Source organism: Streptomyces sp. NPDC050546 (assembly GCF_044457425.1).
Lineage (GTDB): Bacteria > Actinomycetota > Actinomycetes > Streptomycetales > Streptomycetaceae > Streptomyces.
The window spans coordinates 135810-154056 of the sequence record NZ_JBITGX010000005.1 but is presented as its reverse complement, the minus strand read 5'-3'; the positions used below and the strand labels follow the sequence as shown (position 1 = coordinate 154056).

Sequence of the window (18247 nt, the reverse complement as noted above, 5' to 3'; positions counted from 1 at the left end):
CACCTAAGGGCCACATAAGGATTACCTAAGTGGCTCAAAATCGCCCTCATGAAGGAGTCAAGGGAGAGTCAAGGCTCCCGCCGGGGGGTCACCAGGAGCGCTCCCGTCCGGGGGTGCGGGAGGACCTCCACGGGCTGGTCGTAGACCTCGGTCAGCAGTCCTTCGGAGAAGACCTCGGCGGGCGGGCCGTCCGCCGCGACGCGACCGGCGCACAGCAGCGCGACCCGGTGCGCGTAGGCCGCGGCGAGACCCAGGTCGTGCACCACCACGACCACCGCGTCACCGGCGTGCGCCCTTGACCGGCACAGCCGCAGCACCAGTTCCTGGTGCCGCAGATCGAGCGCCGCGGTCGGCTCGTCGAGCAGGAGGAGCGGGGCGTGCTGGGCGAGGACCCGGGCCAGCGCGACCCGGGCCCGCTCGCCACCGCTGAGCGCGGAGAACGGGCGTGCGGCGAAATCGGTGACCTCGGTGGCGGCCATGGCCTCGGCGACGGCCCGGTCGTCGTCGGCCGGGGTGGTGGTGGGGGAGGCGGCGTGCGGTGCCCGGCCCATACGGACGACCTCCTCGACCGTGAAGGGGAAGGAGAGCGCCGCGGACTGCGGCAGAACCGCCCGGCGCAGGGCGAGGTCGGGTGCGGGCCAGTCCGCCGCCGGGCGGCCGTGGACGCGTACGAGCCCCTGGGCGGCCGGGACATCGGCGGCCAGGGCGCTCAACAGCGTCGACTTGCCAGCCCCGTTCGGGCCGACCAGGGCGAGGACCTCACCGGCGCGGACCGTGAGGTCGATGCCGTTCAGCACCTCGCGGGCGCCCAGCCGGACATACAGGTTCCGGGTCTCGGCCAGGACGTCGCCGGGCGTGGGCCGGGCAGGGGGAGTGGGACGTCGGGTACGCAGGCGGATCACGCCCAGCCTCCTTGTCGGCGCCGGGTGCGGCGCAGCAGCCAGAAGAAGAACGGGCTGCCGAGCAGAGCGGTCAGCACCCCGAGGGGGAGTTCGGCGGGCGCGGCGACCGTACGGGCCGTCAGATCCGCCGCCAGCAGGACGAGCGCGCCGAGCAGCGCGCTGCCCGGGATCAGGAACCGGTGTCCGGGGCCGGCCAGCATGCGCAGGAGGTGCGGGACGACCAGGCCCACGAACCCGATGATCCCGGAGACGCTCACCGCCGCCGCGGTCAGCAGCGCGATGACGAGGACCAGCACGATCCGCAGCCGCTCCACCTCCACGCCGAGATGCCGCGCGGGCCGCTCACCGAGGGCCAGGAGGTCCAGACGGCGCGAGTACAGGGGTGCGACCGCCAGGCCGAGTACCGCGCACGGCAGGACCGCCAGCACCTTCGGCCAGGTCGCCTGGGAGAGCGAGCCGAGCTGCCAGAAGGCGATCTGGTTGACGGCGGCCGTGTCCGCGAAGAACAGGAACAGGCCGATCAGCGCCCCGGCGAAGGCGTTCACCGCGATGCCGGTGAGGATCAGCGTCACCACCTCCGTACGGCCGCCCGAACGCGACATCGCGTAGACGAGCAGCACCGTCACCAGGCCGGAGACGAAGGCGAAGACGGACACCGTCCAGGTGCCGAGGACGTTCACGCCGAGGGCGATCGCCCCGACCGCGCCGACCGCGGCGCCGGAGGAGACGCCGATGACACCCGGCTCGGCGAGCGGGTTGCCGAACACGCCCTGCATCAGCGCGCCCGCGCAGCCCAGCGAGGCGCCGACCAGCAGGGCCAGCACGATCCGCGGGAACCGTACGTTCCACAGCACCGACTCGGCCACCCGGTCCAGCTCCCCGCCGCCCAGCCCCAGCCGGTGCTGCACGGAGGCCAGGACGTCACCCACCGGGACGGGATAGGCGCCGGTGCCGGCGGCGACCGGGACCAGGACGAGAAGGGCCACGACCAGTCCGGCGGTCAGCAGCCAGGCCGTCGTACGGCGTCTTCGGGGCGGGGTCTCGGGCGGCGCGCTCGTGGTGGGCCTCTCCAGGACGGTCATCCGGCCTTCCTTCGCTCTCTGTCGGTCGTCGTGGCTGGTGAAGGGTTCAAGGCAGAATGCCCGTGTGACTGACTACGACGTACTCCGTGTCTTCTGCGGGCCGCGCGGTGGATACGGCAACGAACTCGGGGTCGTCCGCGAGGGTTCGGTGCTGCCCGAGGAGAGCGAGCGGCAGGAGTTCGCCGCGAAACTCGGCTTCAGCGAGACCGTGTTCGTCGACGATCCCGAGCGCGGCGTGATCGACATCTACACGCCCACCCTGCGGCTGCCCTTCGCCGGGCATCCCTGTGTCGGGACGGCGTGGCTGCTCGACGTGCCCGAACTGGTCGTCCCCGCCGGGGTCGTCGGTGCCCGGCAGGACGGGGAGTTCTGCTGGATCGAGGCGCGGGCGGAGTGGGTGCCGCCGCGCACCCTGCGGCAGTACGGCAGTGCCGCCGAGGTCGACGACCTGGCCGTGCCGCCGCCGGGGGAGTGGGTCTACGCCTGGGCCTGGGAGGACGAGCCCGCCGGCCGGGTCCGCGCCCGGGCCTTCCCCGGCCGCGGCGACGGCATCGACGAGGACGAGGCCACCGGGGCGGCCGCCCTGCTGCTCACCGACCGGCTGGGCCGGGCCCTCAACATCACCCAGGGCGCAGGCTCCCAGCTGCTGACCGCGCCCCAGCCGGGCGGCTGGACCGAGGTCGGCGGCCGGGTGCACCTCGAACGCTGAACCGGGCGGAGGCCTCACGGACTCACGCCGACACGGCCCCACGTCCGCACCGGTCTACGCCGACAGCGGGAACTCCTCGCCCAGCGCCTGGAACACGGCGTTGTTCAGCGCGTACGCCCGCTTGCACTCGGCCACGGCCCGCTGCCGCTCCAGCTCGTCACCGGGCACCGCGTCCAGCAGCGCGCTGTAACTCCGCTTGAAGGCGGCCGGGTTGGGGATCTGCTCGAAGACGTAGAAGCGGACCCCGTCGCCCTTCTTCGGGAAACCCCACGCCTTCTCGGCCGTGTCGCGGATGATCTGCCCGCCGGAGAGGTCGCCGAGGTAGCGGGTGTAGTGGTGGGCGACATAGCCGGCCGGCCAGGCGCGGGCGCACTCGGTGATCCGCTCCGCGTACTCCAGGGTGGCGGGCAGCGCGCTGATGCCCGACCGCCAGCCGGGGCCGCGCAGATACTCCAGGTCCTGCTCCAGCGAGGCCATGCGGAACAGCTCCGGGCGGACGAACGGGCCGGCCACCGGGTCCGCCGCCAGCCGCGCGGCCCCCGACTCCAGCGCCCCGTACACGAACCACAGCTGCTCCGTGTAGCGCGCGAACGCGTCGACGCCCAGTTTGTGCCCCAGCAGGTCGCTCATGAAGGTCGAGCCCCTGACCTCCTCGTGCTGCTCTCGGGAAGCGGTCCGAATGAGGGTCGAGAAGGATTCCATGGGCGATACTTTCTATGGTTAGGCTAACCTAAGTCAATAGCCTTGCCGACCTGTTGTCGGTAAACTTCCCGACGCGGTGTCGGTAAAAACCTCCCGAGGGCAAGCGAACGGCCCGCCCTCCGGGGAGAGCGGGCCGTTCAGCGGTGTGCGTGCGGTGCTACGGCAGCGTGAGGATCTCCGCGCCCGTGTCCGTCACCACCAGCGTGTGCTCGAACTGGGCCGTCCGCCTGCGGTCCTTCGTCACGACCGTCCAGCCGTCGTCCCACATGTCGTACTCGTGCGTCCCGATCGTCAGCATCGGCTCGATCGTGAACGTCATCCCGGGCTGGATGACCGTCGTCGCGTGCGGGCTGTCGTAGTGCGGGATGATCAGGCCCGAGTGGAACGAGCTGTTGATGCCGTGGCCGGTGAAGTCCCGGACCACGCCGTAGCCGAAGCGCTTGGCGTACGACTCGATGACCCGGCCGATGATGTTGATCTGCCGGCCGGGCCGGACCGCCTTGATCGCGCGGTCGAGGGACTCCCGCGTCCGCTCCACCAGCAGCCGCGACTCCTCGTCGACCTCGCCCACCAGGTACGTCGCGTTGTTGTCGCCGTGCACGCCGCCGATGTACGCCGTCACGTCGAGGTTGATGATGTCGCCGTCGCGCAGGACGGTGGAGTCCGGGATGCCGTGGCAAATGACCTCGTTGACCGAGCTGCACAGCGACTTCGGGAAACCGCGGTAGCCCAGCGTCGAGGGGTAGGCGCCGTGGTCGCACATGTACGCGTGCGCCACCTTGTCCAGCTCGTCCGTGGTCACCCCGGGGGCGATCAGCTTCGCGGCCTCCGCCATCGCCCGGGCGGCGATCCGGCCGGCGACGCGCATCGCCTCGATCGTCTCGGGGGTCTGCACCTCCGGTCCGGTGTACGGCGTCGGCGCGGGCTTGCCGACGTACTCGGGGCGGCGGATGTTTCCGGGCACGGGACGGGTGGGGGACAGCTCCCCCGGGACGAGCAGCGACTGGCCAGACATGCCAGCGAGTCTAACCAGCGCCCACGGGGGAACATGTCGATGGCGAGAGGAGCTGGTCATGGCCCTGTTCAAGAAGCGCACGGTCGGCAAGCCGGGTGAGTGGTACTACTGCCTGGAGCACAAGAAGGTCGAGGAAGGGCCGGAGTGCCCCAACAAGGACCGTTTCGGGCCGTACGCCTCCCGCACGGAGGCCGAACACGCGATGGCGACCGCACGCGAGCGCAACCTCCAGTGGGAGAACGACCCCAAGTGGCACGACGCCCCGGCGGGCGGCCGGGACGACACCGCCTGAGCGCGCACACCGGCGTCCGGGGGCGGCTGCTCGTGCCGTCCCCGCACGCCCGTGCCGCTCCGGCCGGGCACCCTCCACCGACCGGCTCCGGCTGCTCGCCGCGGGCCGTGAGCAGGATTCGGCCGTACGGCGCGGCCGGCCCGAGCCGACGGCACGGCTGATCGCCCGCGTCGCGCCGGGGACGCCCCCCGGCCCGGGCTCACCAGCGCGCCGGCGGCGGGGCCGTCAGATGCTCCGCCAGCCTCGACACCCTGTCCCGGAAGCGGCGGCGGCCCCTCGGGGTCGGAAGGGCGTTCTCCCCGGCCGCCGCGCTGACCAGGTGCTGGACCGTGTCCAGGTCCAGTTCCGAGCCGGCGGGGACGGCCAGGGTCTCATGGGCCATCGCCGGCAGCTCCCCCGCGCCGGGGCCGAGGGCCAGGACCGTCGCACCGGCGCGCCGGGCGTCTGACACCCGTTCGAGGAGTGGCGCGGCCGGGCCCTCGGGAGACACCACCAGCAGCGTCTCGCCCCGCCGGGCCGCCTCCAGCCGTCCCAGACCCACCGCGAGATGCGCCGGGTCGCAGGGGCGCGCGTCGTGCCGTACCAGCGTCGGGGCCAGCTCCGGGGTGCCCGACCACGCGGCCTCGTCCACCAGGTGCGCGGCCAGATGCCACGGCTCGTACTCCGGCGTGCCGACGAGCAGCAGCCCGCCCCCGTGCGACACCACCGAACCCCGCAGCGCCCCGGCGAACCGCCGCGTGGCGCCCAGCCACTCGGTCCCGGCGAGCACTTCCCGCAACAGCGCGACCCGTACGGCATCCATGCGACCGCATCCTGCCCCGACCGGTCACTCGTGATGTGGAATTCACCACGAATTCGCCCGGCTTGGGCACATGGACCGGTCACGCGTGCCGCAGTCGAACGACCGGAGGAGCCCGCCGATGACCGAGACCAGCGTCCCCTTCCACGCCGGCCGCGAGGGGTACGCCAGCTTCCGGATCCCCGCCGTCGTCGCCACCGTCACCGGCACCCTGCTCGCCTTCTGCGAGGGCCGGGTCGGCTCCCGGGACGACTTCGGGCACATCGACGTCGTCCTCAAACGCTCCACGGACGGCGGCCGCACCTGGGGCCCGCTCCAGGTCGCCGCGGAGAACGGCGACGCCCTCGCAGGCAACCCGGCCCCCGTCGTCCTCGACACCGGCCGCGTCCTGCTCGTGCACGTGCGCAACGCGGCCCTCGCCACCGAGGACGCCATCCGGCGCGGCAAGGTCAGCGCGGCGGACGGGCGCCGCGTCTGGGTGCGGCACAGCGACGACGAGGGCCTCACCTGGTCGGCGCCGAAGGAGATCACCCAGCAGACCAAGAAGCCGCAGTGGCGCTGGTACGCCACCGCCCCCGGCCACGCGATCCAGCTGAGCACCGGCCGGATCGTCGTCCCCGCCAACCACTCCCTGCCGCCCACCGGCACGGACAACGGCACCGAGGGCCGGTACAACGGCGGCCACTGCCTGCTCAGCGACGACCACGGCACGACCTGGCGCATCGGGTACGTCGACGACGACACCGACGGCTACATCAACGCCAACGAGACCACCGCGGCCGAACTCCCCGACGGCCGCGTCTACTTCAACACCCGCAACGACTCCACCTCGCCCGGCACCCGCGCCGACGCCCACTCCGCGGACGGCGGGCAGACCCTGGTGAAGCCCTTCCGCCCGCAGGCCGGTCTCGCCGCCCCGGTCTGCGAGGCGAGCGTCCTGCAACTCCGCGACCCCGACGTGCTCCTGTACTCCGGTCCCGCCGACCCGGGCTTCCGCGCCCTGATGACGATCCGCGCCTCCGCCGACGGCGGCACCACCTGGCGCCCGGCGTTCACGGTGGACGGCCTGCCCGCCGCGTACTCCGATCTGGTCCGCGTCGACCCGGGCACCGTGGGGTTGTTGTACGAGACCGGCGACTTCAGTGCCTACGAGACGATCACCTTCCGGCGGGTGCCCGTGACCGAGCTGACCTGAACCGCCCGGGGCGCGGGCGCGGACGTAAGGTCGGGGCCATGACCTCTACCGACAGTGCTGCCACCGACAACGCCCAGAAGGCCCCCGCCAAGGACCCCTGGGACCTGCCTGACGTCTCCGGACTCGTCGTCGGGGTGCTCGGCGGGACCGGGCCGCAGGGCAAGGGCCTGGCCTACCGGCTCGCCCGGGCCGGCCAGAAGGTGATCATCGGCTCGCGGGCCGCCGAGCGCGCCCGGGCGGCGGCCGGGGAACTCGGGCACGGCGTCGAGGGCGCCGACAACGCCGAGACCGCGCGCCGCAGCGACATCGTGATCGTCGCCGTACCGTGGGACGGCCATGGCAAGACCCTCGAGTCCCTGAGCGCGGAACTGGCCGGCAAGCTCGTCGTCGACTGCGTCAACCCGCTCGGCTTCGACAAGAAGGGCGCCTACGCCCTCAAGCCCGAGGAGGGCAGCGCCGCCGAGCAGGCCGCCGCCCTGCTGCCGGACTCCCGGGTCACCGCCGCCTTCCACCATCTGTCGGCCGTGCTGCTCCAGGACCCGGAGATCGACGAGATCGACACCGACGTGATGGTGCTCGGCGAGGTGCGGGCGGACGTCGAGATCGTCCAGGCGCTGGCCGGCCGTATCCCCGGGATGCGCGGCATCTTCGCGGGGCGGCTGCGCAACGCCCACCAGGTGGAGTCGCTGGTGGCGAACCTGATCTCCGTGAACCGCCGCTACAAGGCACACGCGGGGCTGCGCGTCACCGACGTGTGAGCCGGTGAGGTGCATGGGGGACACTGGTCGTCGTAGCAGTGTCCCCCGACAGGAGTCGACCGAAATGCCCCGCCTTGCCGTTTACGCCCTGATCGTCTGCGTCCTCGCCGTGGCGGCGGCCGTGGTGTCCTTCGTGGAGGGCAGCTGGCTGGGGATCGTCTGGGTCCTGCTGGCCGGGCTGTCGTCCAACATGGCCTGGTACTACCTGCGGCGAGCCAGGGCCCAGAAGTCGGTCACGCGCTGACCGCTGCCGTCACGAGGCCGCCTGGCAGAACTCGTTCGAGCCCTGCCAGAAGCGGTACAGCTCCTGACCGCAGTACGTCTCGAAGTCGCTGATCCCCAGGGACTTCAGGATCGTGTCGATCACGTCGAAGAACACGCCGTTCACCGCCGGCAGCCACAGCAGCGCGAACACGAACAGCAGGCCGAACGGCGCGAACGGCTCCACCTGGCGCCGGATCTTGTACGACAGCCACGGCTCGATCACGCCGTAGCCGTCCAGGCCCGGCACCGGCAGGAAGTTCAGCAGCGCGGCCGTCACCTGGAGCAGGGCGAGGAAGGCCAGGGCGAACCGGAAGTCGCTCGGCACCCCGTCCAGGGCGCCCAGCCAGAACGGGGCCGTGCACACGATCGCGAACAGCACGTTCGTGAGCGGACCCGCGGCCGAGATGAGGCTGTGCTTCCAGCGCCCCTGGATCCGCCCCCGCTCGATGAACACCGCGCCGCCGGGCAGACCGATCCCGCCCATGATCACGAAGATCACCGGGAGCACGATGCTCAGCAGCGCGTGTGTGTACTTCAGAGGGTTCAGCGTGAGGTAGCCCTTCGCGCCGACCGAGATGTCGCCGCTGTGCAGGGCGGTACGCGCGTGCGCGTACTCGTGCAGACACAGGGAGACGATCCAGGCCGCCGTCACGAAGAGGAACACGGCGACGCCGGGCTGCTCAGCGAACCCGGTCCAGGTCGCCCAGCCCGTGACCGCCGTCACGGCCATGATCCCGACGAACACGGGACTGATCCGGCGCTCGCTGTGGCGGCTGGTGGCGGTGGTCATGGGGCTCCCTGCACTCTTCGGACACGCGATGGGACTGCCCGACCGTACCGGGCGCACGGGGAAAACGTCTCGCGCGGGGCGGCCGGTTCCGGAGAGGGTGGGGGCATGGGGCTCTGGCACGTGTTCTACGCGGACTGGCAGATGGAGTGCTGCGGCACGCCGTTCTCGGTGGGGGACGAGGTGAGCTGGCCCCTGCTCCTGGAACCGGCCGACGTACACGGCGGTGGCTGGCAGGACCAGCTCACCGAGGTCGCCGGGCCGGTGGAGCACGTGGGCGGCGTCCGGGTGGTGCGGGAGGATTCGGGCCTGACGGTGGCGCTGGGTGGGCAGCGCCGGAGGTCTGCCCGGTGGGTCGGGCTGCTCTCCGTCGAGCGGCACGGCGCGTCCTGGCCCCAGGTCGCCGGGCGAGTGCGGGCCGTGCAGGTGCTGTCCCAGGGCTACGCCGAGAGCGCGCCCGGCTCGCGCTGCTGGGAGCCGGTCCCGGGGGAGCGGAGTCTGAGGACGGTCGAGCAGTGCCCGAAGTGGTTCGCCGACGGGGTGGCGGAGCAGGGGCGTCGGTGGAGGGAGTCGGGGGTGGTGGTGGCCCTGGAGTCGCTGAGCACGGGCGCGGCCCCACCGAGGACGAAGGGCGCCGGGCGGCGTCGGGGCTGAGGCCGGGTGGGCTCGCAGCCCGGCGGAGCGGGTTCCGCTGCGCCCACCCGTGCCGCCCCTAGCGGCACGCATGCCCGCAGCTGGGGCGGCACGCACGCCCGCGGCTGCGTGACCGGCCCCGCCACCCCTGCCCCGGCCCGCGCGCCCGCCGCGCCGTGGAAACCTCGTGCCCCCTCGTCGTACCACCGGAGACAATGGACCCCGTGCGCTACCGCATCCTCGGCACCACACAGGCGCTCCGCACCGACGGCACGGTCGTTTCGGTGGGCGGGGCGCGGTTGCGTGCGCTGCTGACCGTGCTCGCTCTGCGGGCCGGCCGTACCGTGCCCGTGGGGCTGCTCGTCGACGAGGTGTGGGACGGTGTCCCGCCCGCCGACGGGCCGGCGGCGCTGCAGGCGCTGGTCGGGCGGTTGCGGCGGGCGCTCGGGGCGGACGCGGTCGCCTCCGCCGAGGGCGGGTACCGGCTGGCCGCCGCGCCCGACGACATCGATCTGCACCGGTTCGAGCGGCTGGCCGGCGAGGGACTGCGGGCCCTGGCCGACGGCGACCCCGCCAAGGCCGCCGTGATCCTCGACGACGCCCTCGCCCTGTGGCGCGGCCCGGCCCTCGCCGACCTCCCCGACCGCACCGCCGAGGCGGCCCGCAGAGACACCCGCCGCCTGGACGTCCTGCGCGCCCGCCACACCGCCGCCCTCGCCCTCGGCCAGGCCGAGCAGTCCCTGCCGGAGCTCACCGCCCTGTGCGACGGCCACCCCCTGGACGAACCCCTCCAGACCCTGCGCCTGCGCGCCCTGCGTGACGCGGGCCGCACGGCGGAGGCCCTGGACGCCTACGAGGAGGTCCGGCGGCTGCTCGCCGACCGGCTGGGCGCCGACCCGGGGCCGGAACTGCGGTCCCTGCACGCGGAGTTGCTGAGCCTCGGGGACAGCCCCGCGTCCGCCCCCGAGCCCCGGCCCGTCGGCAACCTGCGGGCCCGGCTCACCTCCTTCATCGGCCGCGAGAGCGACATCGAGACCATCCGCAGCGATCTCACCACGGCCCGGCTGGTCACCCTGCTCGGGCCCGGCGGGGCCGGCAAGACACGGCTGTCGCAGGAGGCCGCCGAGACCGTACGGCCCGCCCTGTCCGGAGGCGTCTGGCTGGCCGAACTCGCCCCGGTCGACGACCCGGCCGCCGTACCGGAAGCCGTGCTCACCGCCGTCGGCGCCCGCGAGACGGTGCTGTACGGCGCCGGAGCCGAGGGCATCCGGGCCGCCGTCGCCGACCGGCTCGACGACCCCGTCGAGCGGCTCGCCGAGCACTGCTCCCGGCCCGGCATGCTGCTGATCCTCGACAACTGCGAGCACGTCGCCGACGCCGCGGCCCGGCTCGCCGAGGAACTGCTGGAGCGCTGCCCGGGACTCACCGTTCTCGCCACCAGCCGTGAACCCCTGGGTGTGCCGGGGGAGTTGCTGCGGCCCGTGGAGCCGCTGCCCGAGCCGGTCGCGCTGCGGCTGCTCGCCGACCGGGGCGCGGTGGCCCGGCCCGGCTTCCGCGTCCAGGACGACCCCGAGGCGTGCGCCGAGATCTGCCGGCGTCTCGACGGCCTGCCCCTGGCCATCGAACTCGCCGCCGCCCGGCTGCGGATGCTCACGCCCCGCCAGATCGCCGACCGGCTCGACGACCGCTTCCGCCTGCTCACCTCCGGCAGCCGCACTGTCCTGCCCCGCCAGCAGACCCTCAGGGCCGTCGTCGACTGGTCCTGGGACCTGCTCGACGAGGACGAACGGGACGTCCTGCGGCGGCTGTCGGTGTTCGCGGGCGGCTGCGACCTCCCGGCCGCCGAGGCGGTGTGCGGGCCGGTCGCCCTGGAGGCGCTCGGCTCGCTCGTCGACCGCTCCCTGGTCGTGGCCGCCCCACCCCAGGAGTCGGCCGACGGCGAGATGCGCTACCGGCTGCTGGAGACCGTCGCCGAGTACGCCGCCGAGCGGCTGGACGAGGCCGGACAGCGCGCCGGGGCCGAACGGGCCCATCTGACGTACTTCCGCGAACTCGCCCGCGTCACCGACCCGTTGCTGCACGGACCCGGCCAGCTCGCCGCCATCCACCGGCTGGAGCGGGAGTACGAGAACCTGCGCACCGCACTGCGCCACGCCGTCGCCCTGCGCGACGAGCAGGAGGCGCTCTGCCTGGCGCTGTCCCTGGTCTGGTACTGGCAGATGCGCGACCTGCGCATCGAGGCCCGCACCTGGTGCTCCGAGGTCATGGCCCTCGGCCCCGACCCCTTCACCGAGCCCGTCCGCCGCGCCGCCCCGGTCTGGCAGCGCTGCACCGACGCGCCGCCCCCGATGACCGGCGAGGTCCTCCAGGAGGCCCGGCGCGGGATCCATCTGGCCCATCTCGCCTGTATGGACACCGAGCTGGACGCCTGGCAGACCCCGCGGGCCCAGCAGAAGCTTCAGATCATCGCCGAGACCTACGAGCCCGGCCTCCCGCAGACCTGCCGGCTCCCCGGCCTGCTCTGGTTCTTCGCCGTGATGCTGACCGGTGACATGGACCGGTTGCGCGTCGTCATGGAGGCGTCCATCCGCACCTGCCGGGAGACCCCCGGCTTCGAGTGGGAGCTGGCCTCCGGTCTCCAGATGCGGGCCAACTTCCTCGCCAACCGCACCGACTGGGCGGGCGACGCCGCCCGGGACGCCGACGAGTCGCTGGAGATCTACCGGAGCCTCGGCGACGCCTGGGGCACCGCTGAGGCCCTCTCCGCACGCGCCGAGACCCACGAACGCAGGGGCGCCTACGCCCTGGCCGCCGCCGACTACGAGGCGGCGATCGCGCACGCGGAACACCTCGGCGCTCACGGTCAGACGGCCGTGCTGACCGCCCGGCTCGGCAACGCGCTGCTGGAGGCCGGCGAGGCCGAGCGCGGCGAGCGGCTGCTGCGCGAGGTGATCGCCGAGCGCGGGGACTCGATCAGCGAGGCCATGCCCGCCGCCCGCCTCTTCCTGGCCGTCTGGCTGGGCCTGACGAGCCGTGTCCCCGAGGCACGTGAGCAACTGCGGCGGCTGCGGCAGGACTTCCGTATCGCCCACTTCATCGTCTTCGACGCGTTCATCCTCGGCGCCGAGGCCTGGCTGGACGCCGTGGAGGGGCGTCACGTGGAGTGCCTGGACCTGATCCGCAAGGCGCTGGAGCGCGCCGCCGACCCGCGCTCGCTGGTCATCGCCCCCCATATGCGGGCGGTGTACCTGACCATCGGGGCCGGAGCCCTGGCCGTTCTCGACGGCGGGCACCGCGCCCGCGACGCGGCCCGCTGCCTGGGCGCCGCCGACGGCCTCCTGCCGCCCGGCCATGTCGCGGCGCGGCAGGAGCGCGAGATCCGCGAGCGGGCGGAACGGCGGGCCCGGGCGGTGCTCGGCGACCGGGCGTACGAGAGCGCGTACGCGGAAGGCGGCGGCCTCTCCCCCGAGGAGGCCACCGCCCTGGTCTGACGCGAAAGGCGTGAAGGCGACCCCTCCGGTCAGCTCTTGGTGCGGAACTTGTGGATCGCGATGGGCGCCATCACCGCCGTGATCGCGACCGACCAGCCGAGCGTCACCCACAGATCGTGCGCGACCGGGCCGCCGACCATCAGACCGCGCGCGGCGTCCGCCAGCGTGGACAGCGGGTTGTAGTCGGTGAAGGCCTGCAGCCAGCCCGGCATCGAGGTCGTCGGCGCGAAGATCGACGAGCCGAACTGGAGCGGGAACAGGACCAGGAAGCCCATCGCCTGCACGGACTGCGCGTTCTTCATGATCACGCCCAGGGTGAGGAACACCCACATGATCGACGAGGCGAACGCCGTCGACAGGGCCACGGTCGCGAGCAGCCCGAGCCAGTTCTCGATCTCGAACCCGACCGCGACGGCGACGATCATCAGCACGGCGGTCGCGAACAGCATCCGCAGCAGTTCCACCGAGATCTTCGCGAAGAGCACCGAGCCGCGGCCGATGGGAAGGGACCGGAAGCGGTCCATGACACCGGAGTTGAAGTCCTGGCTGAAGCCGGTGCCGACGCCCTGGGACAGCGTCATGCTCATCATCGCGATCATGCCGGGGATCACGTACTGCACGTACTGGTCCTGCCCGCCGCCCAGCGCCTGCCCGATCGAGCCGCCGAAGACGAACACGAACAGCAGGGTGAAGATGACCGGCATCAGCAGCGCGTCGGCCATCGACTCCGGGTCCTTGCGGATCCACAGCAGATTGCGGCGTACCAGGGCCCCGGTGTGGCGCAGATGGGCGCGCGGCGAGATACGGGCGTCCGCCTCGCCTTCGTGGATGGCTGCGGTGGCGGCGCTCATACGGCGACCTCCTGACGGTCGTCGGCGGGCACGGTGTCCTGCGGGGCGCTGGCGCGGTGGCCGGTGAGGGACAGGAACACCTCGTCCAGGCTGGGCAGTTCGGTGGTGATGGAGGAGAGGGTGATGCCGCGCGAGGTGACGGCGCCGACCACGGCGGTCAGCTGCTCGTCGCTGAGGATCGGCACGAGGACGTCGCCCCGGTCGGTGTCCACGGTCGTGGTGGCGAGCCCGGTGATCCCCAGCTCGTCCAGCGCGGCGGCGAGAGGCCGCAGCTGCGTCGGATCGGCCGGGCGTATCCGCAGCGCACGGCCGCCGACCTTCGCCTTCAGCTCCTCGATGGCACCGCCCGCGATGACCTGTCCGCGGTCGACGACCGTCAGCTCGGTGGCGAGCTGCTCGGCCTCCTCCATGTACTGGGTGGTGAGCAGCACGGTGACGCCGTCACCGACCATGCGCTTGACCTCGTCCCACACCTCGTTGCGGGTGCGCGGGTCGAGCCCGGTGGTCGGCTCGTCCAGGAAGAGCACGGCCGGCCGGCCGATCATCGACGCGGCCAGGTCCAGCCGCCGCCGCATGCCTCCGGAGTACGTGGCGGCGGGCCGTTTGGCGGCCTCGGTGAGCGAGAAGCGCTCCAGCAGTTCGTCGGCCCGGCCCCGGGCGTTCTTGCGGGGCAGATCGAGTAGCCGCCCGATCATGTACAGGTTCTCCCAGCCCGAGAGCTTCTCGTCCACGGAGGCGTACTGCCCGGTGAGTCCGATCACCCGGCGCAGCTGCCGGGGCTGCCGTACGACGTCGTAGCCCACGACGGTCGCCCGGCCCGTGTCGGGGGCGAGCAGTGTGGACAGGATCCGCACCAGGGTCGTCTTCCCGGCCCCGTTCGGGCCGAGCACCCCCATCACGGTGCCCTCCCGCACGTCCAGGTCGACCCCGTCCAGTGCCTTGGTCTCGCCGTAGTGCTTCACCAGCCCCCGCACGGTGACCGCGGCGCCGCCGGCGTGTGTGTCGATTCGCGTCATGGGACAGACGGTCTCAGGGCCCACCGACAAACCACCGACAAGCGACCGACAGACCGGTGTCGGGGCCCCGACACGGGAACGGCCCGCCGACTGGGGGAAGGCCGGCGGGCCGTCGGTGGTACCGCTGTGGCTCTAGTGGACGGAGTGCTCCTCCTGCGGGAACGTTCCGCCGACGACGTCCTCGGCGAACGCCTTGGCCGCACCGCTCATGACCTCACGCAGGTCGGCGTACTGCTTCACGAACTTGGGGACGCGCCCGCCGGTCAGACCCAGCATGTCGGTCCACACCAGCACCTGCGCGTCGGTCTCGGGGCCGGCCCCGATCCCCACCGTCGGAATCTGCAGCACCCGCGTCACCTCGGCCGCCAGCTCCGCCGGGACCAGCTCAAGCACCACCGCGAACGCGCCCGCGTCCTGCACGGCCTTGGCGTCCCGCAGCAGCTGCTGGGCCGCCTCCTCGCCCCGGCCCTGCACGCGGTAGCCCATCGCGTTGACGGACTGCGGGGTCAGGCCGATGTGCGCCATGACCGGGATGCCGGACTCGACGAGCAGCCGGATCTGCTCGTGCGACCGCTCGCCCCCTTCCAGCTTCACGGCCTGCACGCCCGCCTCCTTCACCAGCCGGGTCGCCGAGCGCAGCGCCTGCACCGGACCCTCCTGGTAGGAGCCGAAGGGCAGGTCGCCGACGATCAGGGCGCGCGAGGTGCCCCGTACGACCGCCGCCGACAGCATGGTCATCTCGTCGAGGGTGACGGGCACGGTCGACTCGTACCCGAGGTGGCAGTTGCCCGCCGAGTCGCCGACGAGCATGACCGGGATGCCGGCCTCGTCGAACACGGACGCGGTCATCGCGTCGTAGGCGGTGAGCATGGGCCACTTCTCGCCCCGCTCCTTGGCGGCGGCGATGTCGCGCACGGTGATACGGCGGGTGCCCTTGCCCCCGTACAGCGTCTTTGCGCTCTGGGCAGCCGAAAGCTGCGTCATTGCACGGCTCCTCACACGTCATCTCGAGGCGCCCTGACGGCGTCCCCGGACCACGTCCATGGTGGCACCTCGTGCCGACCAGGGCTAGGGGAGCCCCTGTGAGTTCCGACCCGGCGTCCCGAGCACGGGGCGCGTAAGAGCTCGGTAAAGGTATTCCAATACGAGACGGTCTCGTATCGAAATGGTTCTACGCTCGACGGCATGACTACTCCTGCCGACCGCGCCGCCCCCACCGGCCCCCGGATACCGGAAGCGGTGCACCGGCGCCGCTGGGCGATCCTCGGTGTGCTGATGCTCAGCCTGCTGATCGTCGTCCTCGACAACTCGATCCTGAACGTCGCCATCAAGACGATCTCCACCCCGGCCCCGACCGGCCTGGGTGCCACACAGAGCGAGCTGGAGTGGGCGATCAACGCCTACACCCTCGTCTTCGCGGGCCTGCTGTTCACCGCCGGGCTGCTCGGCGACCGGCTGGGCCGCAAGAAGGTGCTGCTCGGCGGCCTCGCCGTGTTCGGCATCGGCTCCGCGCTCGCCGCCTTCTCCGGCTCGCCGGGGGAGCTGATCACCTTCCGGGCCGTGATGGGCCTGGGTGCCGCGTTCGTCATGCCAGCCACCCTCGCCGTCCTCATGAACGTCTTCGAGCGCGAGGAGCAGCCGAAGGCCATCGGCATCTGGGCGGGCGGCGTCGGCCTCGCCATCGCCATCGGGCCCATCACCGGCGGTGTGCTCCTCGACCACTTCTGGTGGGGCTCGGTCTTCCTCATCAACGTGCCGATCGTGCTGCTCGCCCTCGTGCTGATGCTGTGGCTGGTGCCCGACTCCCGCGACCCGAAGCCGGGCCGCGTCGACCCCGTCGGCGTCGTGCTCTCCGTCGTCGGCCTGGTCCTGCTCGTCTACGGCATCATCAAGGGCGGCCAGCTCGCCGACTTCACCGACGTCACCGTGCTGTCGACGATCGGCGCCGGTCTCGCCGTCCTCGTCGCCTTCGTGGTGTTCGAGAAGCGCAGCGACCATCCGTCCATCGACGTCACGTACTTCAAGAACAAGGTCTTCTCGTCCGCCATCGCCGCCATCGCGCTGGTGTTCTTCGCCCTGATGGGCGTGACCTTCTTCTCCGTCTTCTACACACAGAGCGTGCGCGGCTACTCGCCGCTGCAGACCGGCCTGCTGATGCTGCCGCTGGCCGCCGCCCAGATGATCTTCGCGCCACGGGCCCGGCTGCTGGTCGACCGCTTCGGCAACAAGGCCACCACGACCGCTGGAATGCTGCTCATCGCCGCGATGCTGGCCGCCTTCGCCACTCTGGACGCGGACACGCCCATCTGGATCCTGGAGGTCATCTTCTTCTTCATGGGCACCGGCATGGCGCACATCATGACCCCGGTCAGCGTCGTCATCATGCAGGCCCTGCCCCGCGAGAAGGCCGGCTCCGCCTCCGCGCTCAGCAACACCTTCCGGCAGGTCGGCGGCGCCCTCGGCATCGCCGTCCTCGGCTCGGTGCTGTCCACGGCGTACCGCACCGGCATCGAGGACAGGCTCGGCGCCCTGCCGCCCGCCGTACGCCACACCGCCGGCGAGTCCATCGAGGCCACGCTCGGCGTCGCGGCCAAGCTCGGCCCCGAGGGCAAGACCCTCGTCACCCCCGCCTACGACGCCTTCCTGCACGCGATGCACATCACCGCCCTGTGGGGCGCGGGCGTCGCCCTGATCGGCACCGTCGTCGTGGCGCTGTTCCTGCCCGGGAAGCCCCCGGCCCCCGAGCAGGGGGAGGAGGAGAAGGAGTTGTCGGACGCGCGGTCGTGACCCTGCGCGACAATGCAACCCACGACAGCAACCCACGACAGCAACCCACCAGCCGGCAAAGGACGGAGCGACGTGAGCCTCGCCGAACGGCACCCCCCGAACGACGGCCCCCCGAGGGGCCGCCCCAGAAGCGAGGCCGTCGAACGCGCCATCATCGAGGGCGTGATGAGGCTCCTGGAGGAGGGCGTGCCCCTCGGGGAGCTGTCCATCGAGCGCGTCGCCCGCACCGCCGGCGTCGGCAAGGCCACCATCTACCGCCGCTGGAGCGGCAAGGAGGAGCTCTTCGTCGACGTCGTACGCGCCGCCGAACTCCCGGACCCGCCGCTCCCCGGCACCTCCATGCGCGACGACCTCGTGGTCCTGCTGGAACAGGTGCGGCTGCGCGGACTGGCCAACCGCTCCTCGGCGATCCTGCACAGCGTGCACGCCCAGATGAAGAGCAGCCCGAAGATCTGGGCGGCGTACCACGCCACCGTCATCGAGCCGCGCCGCCGGCGTGGCATGGAGGTCATGCGCCGCGGCCAGGAGAACGGCGAACTGCGCGCGGACGTCGACCTCGACCTGCTCAACGACCTGTTCGTCGGCCCCCTGCTGCTGCGCGCCGTCCTGCACCCGGACGCCGACCTGCCGGAGGGCCTCGCCGAACAGGTCGTCGACACGCTGCTCGAAGGACTGCGTCCCGGCAGCTCACCGTCCGTCAGTTCGGTTCCGCGGCCGTCCTAGTGTGCGCGTTTCGTCACAGCACGCGCTTTCACAGGGGGTGACCGGAACTCGCCGCGCCGACTCGCTCGTCCTCGCCCCCGTACGGCCGTCGACGGACGGCGGGAACGGAACGGATCATCCCCTAGGGTCGTAATGACACGGGGGCGATGGTGTGCACGGCAGGCAGTGAGGCGACGGTATGGCGCAGCAGGCGTACATGACGGAGACGGACAACGGCGGCTCGGGGCCCGAGCGCCGGGGA

18 protein-coding genes are annotated in these 18247 nt (G+C 72.3%); 9 read left to right on the top strand and 9 right to left on the bottom strand.

The window, feature by feature from the left end:
* Positions 1-68: 68 nt before the first annotated feature.
* A complete protein-coding gene (locus ACIBK5_RS14450) occupies positions 69-899 on the bottom strand; it encodes a heme ABC transporter ATP-binding protein (protein ID WP_399020001.1) in 831 nt (276 codons plus the stop codon).
* Complete coding sequence (locus ACIBK5_RS14445; RefSeq protein ID WP_399019442.1) at positions 899-1984, bottom strand: FecCD family ABC transporter permease; 1086 nt, start codon at positions 1982-1984, stop codon at positions 899-901. Before ACIBK5_RS14445 ends, ACIBK5_RS14450 begins: the two co-directional genes overlap by 1 nt.
* Positions 1985-2048: 64 nt before the next feature.
* On the opposite strand from ACIBK5_RS14445, the gene ACIBK5_RS14440 reads away from it, so the two are divergent.
* A complete protein-coding gene (locus ACIBK5_RS14440; RefSeq protein WP_399019440.1) occupies positions 2049-2693 on the top strand; it encodes a PhzF family phenazine biosynthesis protein in 645 nt (214 codons plus the stop codon).
* Between the two features lie 54 nt (positions 2694-2747).
* Here ACIBK5_RS14440 and ACIBK5_RS14435 read toward each other — a convergent pair whose 3' ends face one another.
* Together ACIBK5_RS14435 and map are read right to left on the bottom strand one after the other, a co-directional pair.
* Positions 2748-3395, bottom strand: coding sequence for a heme oxygenase (biliverdin-producing) (locus ACIBK5_RS14435; RefSeq protein WP_399019439.1), 648 nt, complete (start codon positions 3393-3395; stop codon positions 2748-2750).
* 157 nt (positions 3396-3552) lie between these two features.
* Positions 3553-4410: a type I methionyl aminopeptidase gene (gene map, locus ACIBK5_RS14430; protein WP_399019438.1), complete on the bottom strand. Its 858-nt coding sequence runs from the start codon at positions 4408-4410 to the stop codon at positions 3553-3555.
* A gap of 58 nt (positions 4411-4468) precedes the next feature.
* Between map and ACIBK5_RS14425 the strand changes: the two genes are divergently transcribed.
* On the top strand, positions 4469-4702 hold the full coding sequence (locus ACIBK5_RS14425; RefSeq protein WP_184596201.1) for a hypothetical protein: 234 nt from the start codon (positions 4469-4471) through the stop codon (positions 4700-4702).
* A 199-nt stretch (positions 4703-4901) separates the two neighbouring features.
* On the opposite strand, the gene ACIBK5_RS14420 is transcribed toward ACIBK5_RS14425, so the two are convergent.
* Complete coding sequence (locus ACIBK5_RS14420; protein WP_399019435.1) at positions 4902-5504, bottom strand: hypothetical protein; 603 nt, start codon at positions 5502-5504, stop codon at positions 4902-4904.
* 118 nt (positions 5505-5622) lie between these two features.
* Here ACIBK5_RS14420 and ACIBK5_RS14415 point away from each other — a divergent pair, with 118 nt between their 5' ends.
* The 3 genes from ACIBK5_RS14415 to ACIBK5_RS14405 are packed head-to-tail and all read left to right on the top strand — an operon-like array spanning position 5623 to position 7698.
* A complete protein-coding gene (locus ACIBK5_RS14415; protein WP_399019433.1) occupies positions 5623-6696 on the top strand; it encodes an exo-alpha-sialidase in 1074 nt (357 codons plus the stop codon).
* A gap of 38 nt (positions 6697-6734) precedes the next feature.
* Positions 6735-7454: an NADPH-dependent F420 reductase gene (gene npdG / locus ACIBK5_RS14410; RefSeq protein ID WP_399019431.1), complete on the top strand. Its 720-nt coding sequence runs from the start codon at positions 6735-6737 to the stop codon at positions 7452-7454.
* A 13-nt stretch (positions 7455-7467) separates the two neighbouring features.
* Positions 7468-7698 (top strand): hypothetical protein, encoded by a 231-nt coding sequence (locus ACIBK5_RS14405; protein WP_399019430.1) that lies wholly within the window; start codon positions 7468-7470, stop codon positions 7696-7698.
* Positions 7699-7707: 9 nt separating this feature from the next.
* Here the strand turns inward: ACIBK5_RS14405 and ACIBK5_RS14400 are convergent, their stop codons facing one another.
* Complete coding sequence (locus tag ACIBK5_RS14400) at positions 7708-8508, bottom strand: site-2 protease family protein (RefSeq protein ID WP_399019428.1); 801 nt, start codon at positions 8506-8508, stop codon at positions 7708-7710.
* Positions 8509-8613: 105 nt separating this feature from the next.
* Here ACIBK5_RS14400 and ACIBK5_RS14395 point away from each other — a divergent pair, with 105 nt between their 5' ends.
* Together ACIBK5_RS14395 and ACIBK5_RS14390 are read left to right on the top strand one after the other, a co-directional pair.
* Positions 8614-9159 carry a DUF6578 domain-containing protein gene (locus ACIBK5_RS14395; RefSeq protein WP_399019427.1) on the top strand — a complete coding sequence of 182 codons (546 nt, stop codon included), beginning with the start codon at positions 8614-8616 and terminating at the stop codon, positions 9157-9159.
* Between the two features lie 194 nt (positions 9160-9353).
* A complete protein-coding gene (locus ACIBK5_RS14390) occupies positions 9354-12629 on the top strand; it encodes a BTAD domain-containing putative transcriptional regulator (protein ID WP_399019425.1) in 3276 nt (1091 codons plus the stop codon).
* A gap of 29 nt (positions 12630-12658) precedes the next feature.
* On the opposite strand, the gene ACIBK5_RS14385 is transcribed toward ACIBK5_RS14390, so the two are convergent.
* The 3 genes from ACIBK5_RS14385 to panB all read right to left on the bottom strand — a co-directional run bounded on the left by ACIBK5_RS14385 (position 12659) and on the right by panB (position 15480).
* Positions 12659-13480 carry an ABC transporter permease gene (locus ACIBK5_RS14385; RefSeq protein WP_399019423.1) on the bottom strand — a complete coding sequence of 274 codons (822 nt, stop codon included), beginning with the start codon at positions 13478-13480 and terminating at the stop codon, positions 12659-12661.
* Positions 13477-14496 (bottom strand): ATP-binding cassette domain-containing protein, encoded by a 1020-nt coding sequence (locus ACIBK5_RS14380; RefSeq protein ID WP_399019421.1) that lies wholly within the window; start codon positions 14494-14496, stop codon positions 13477-13479. The genes ACIBK5_RS14385 and ACIBK5_RS14380 overlap by 4 nt, the downstream gene beginning before the upstream one ends.
* A 132-nt stretch (positions 14497-14628) precedes the next feature.
* Positions 14629-15480: a 3-methyl-2-oxobutanoate hydroxymethyltransferase gene (panB, locus tag ACIBK5_RS14375; RefSeq protein WP_399019419.1), complete on the bottom strand. Its 852-nt coding sequence runs from the start codon at positions 15478-15480 to the stop codon at positions 14629-14631.
* A gap of 201 nt (positions 15481-15681) precedes the next feature.
* Here panB and ACIBK5_RS14370 point away from each other — a divergent pair, with 201 nt between their 5' ends.
* Both ACIBK5_RS14370 and ACIBK5_RS14365 read left to right on the top strand, forming a co-directional pair.
* Complete coding sequence (locus tag ACIBK5_RS14370) at positions 15682-17283, top strand: MFS transporter (RefSeq protein WP_399019417.1); 1602 nt, start codon at positions 15682-15684, stop codon at positions 17281-17283.
* Between the two features lie 72 nt (positions 17284-17355).
* Entirely contained in the window at positions 17356-18006 is a 651-nt protein-coding gene (locus tag ACIBK5_RS14365; RefSeq protein WP_399019415.1) for a TetR/AcrR family transcriptional regulator, read from the top strand.
* Positions 18007-18247 lie beyond the last annotated feature (241 nt).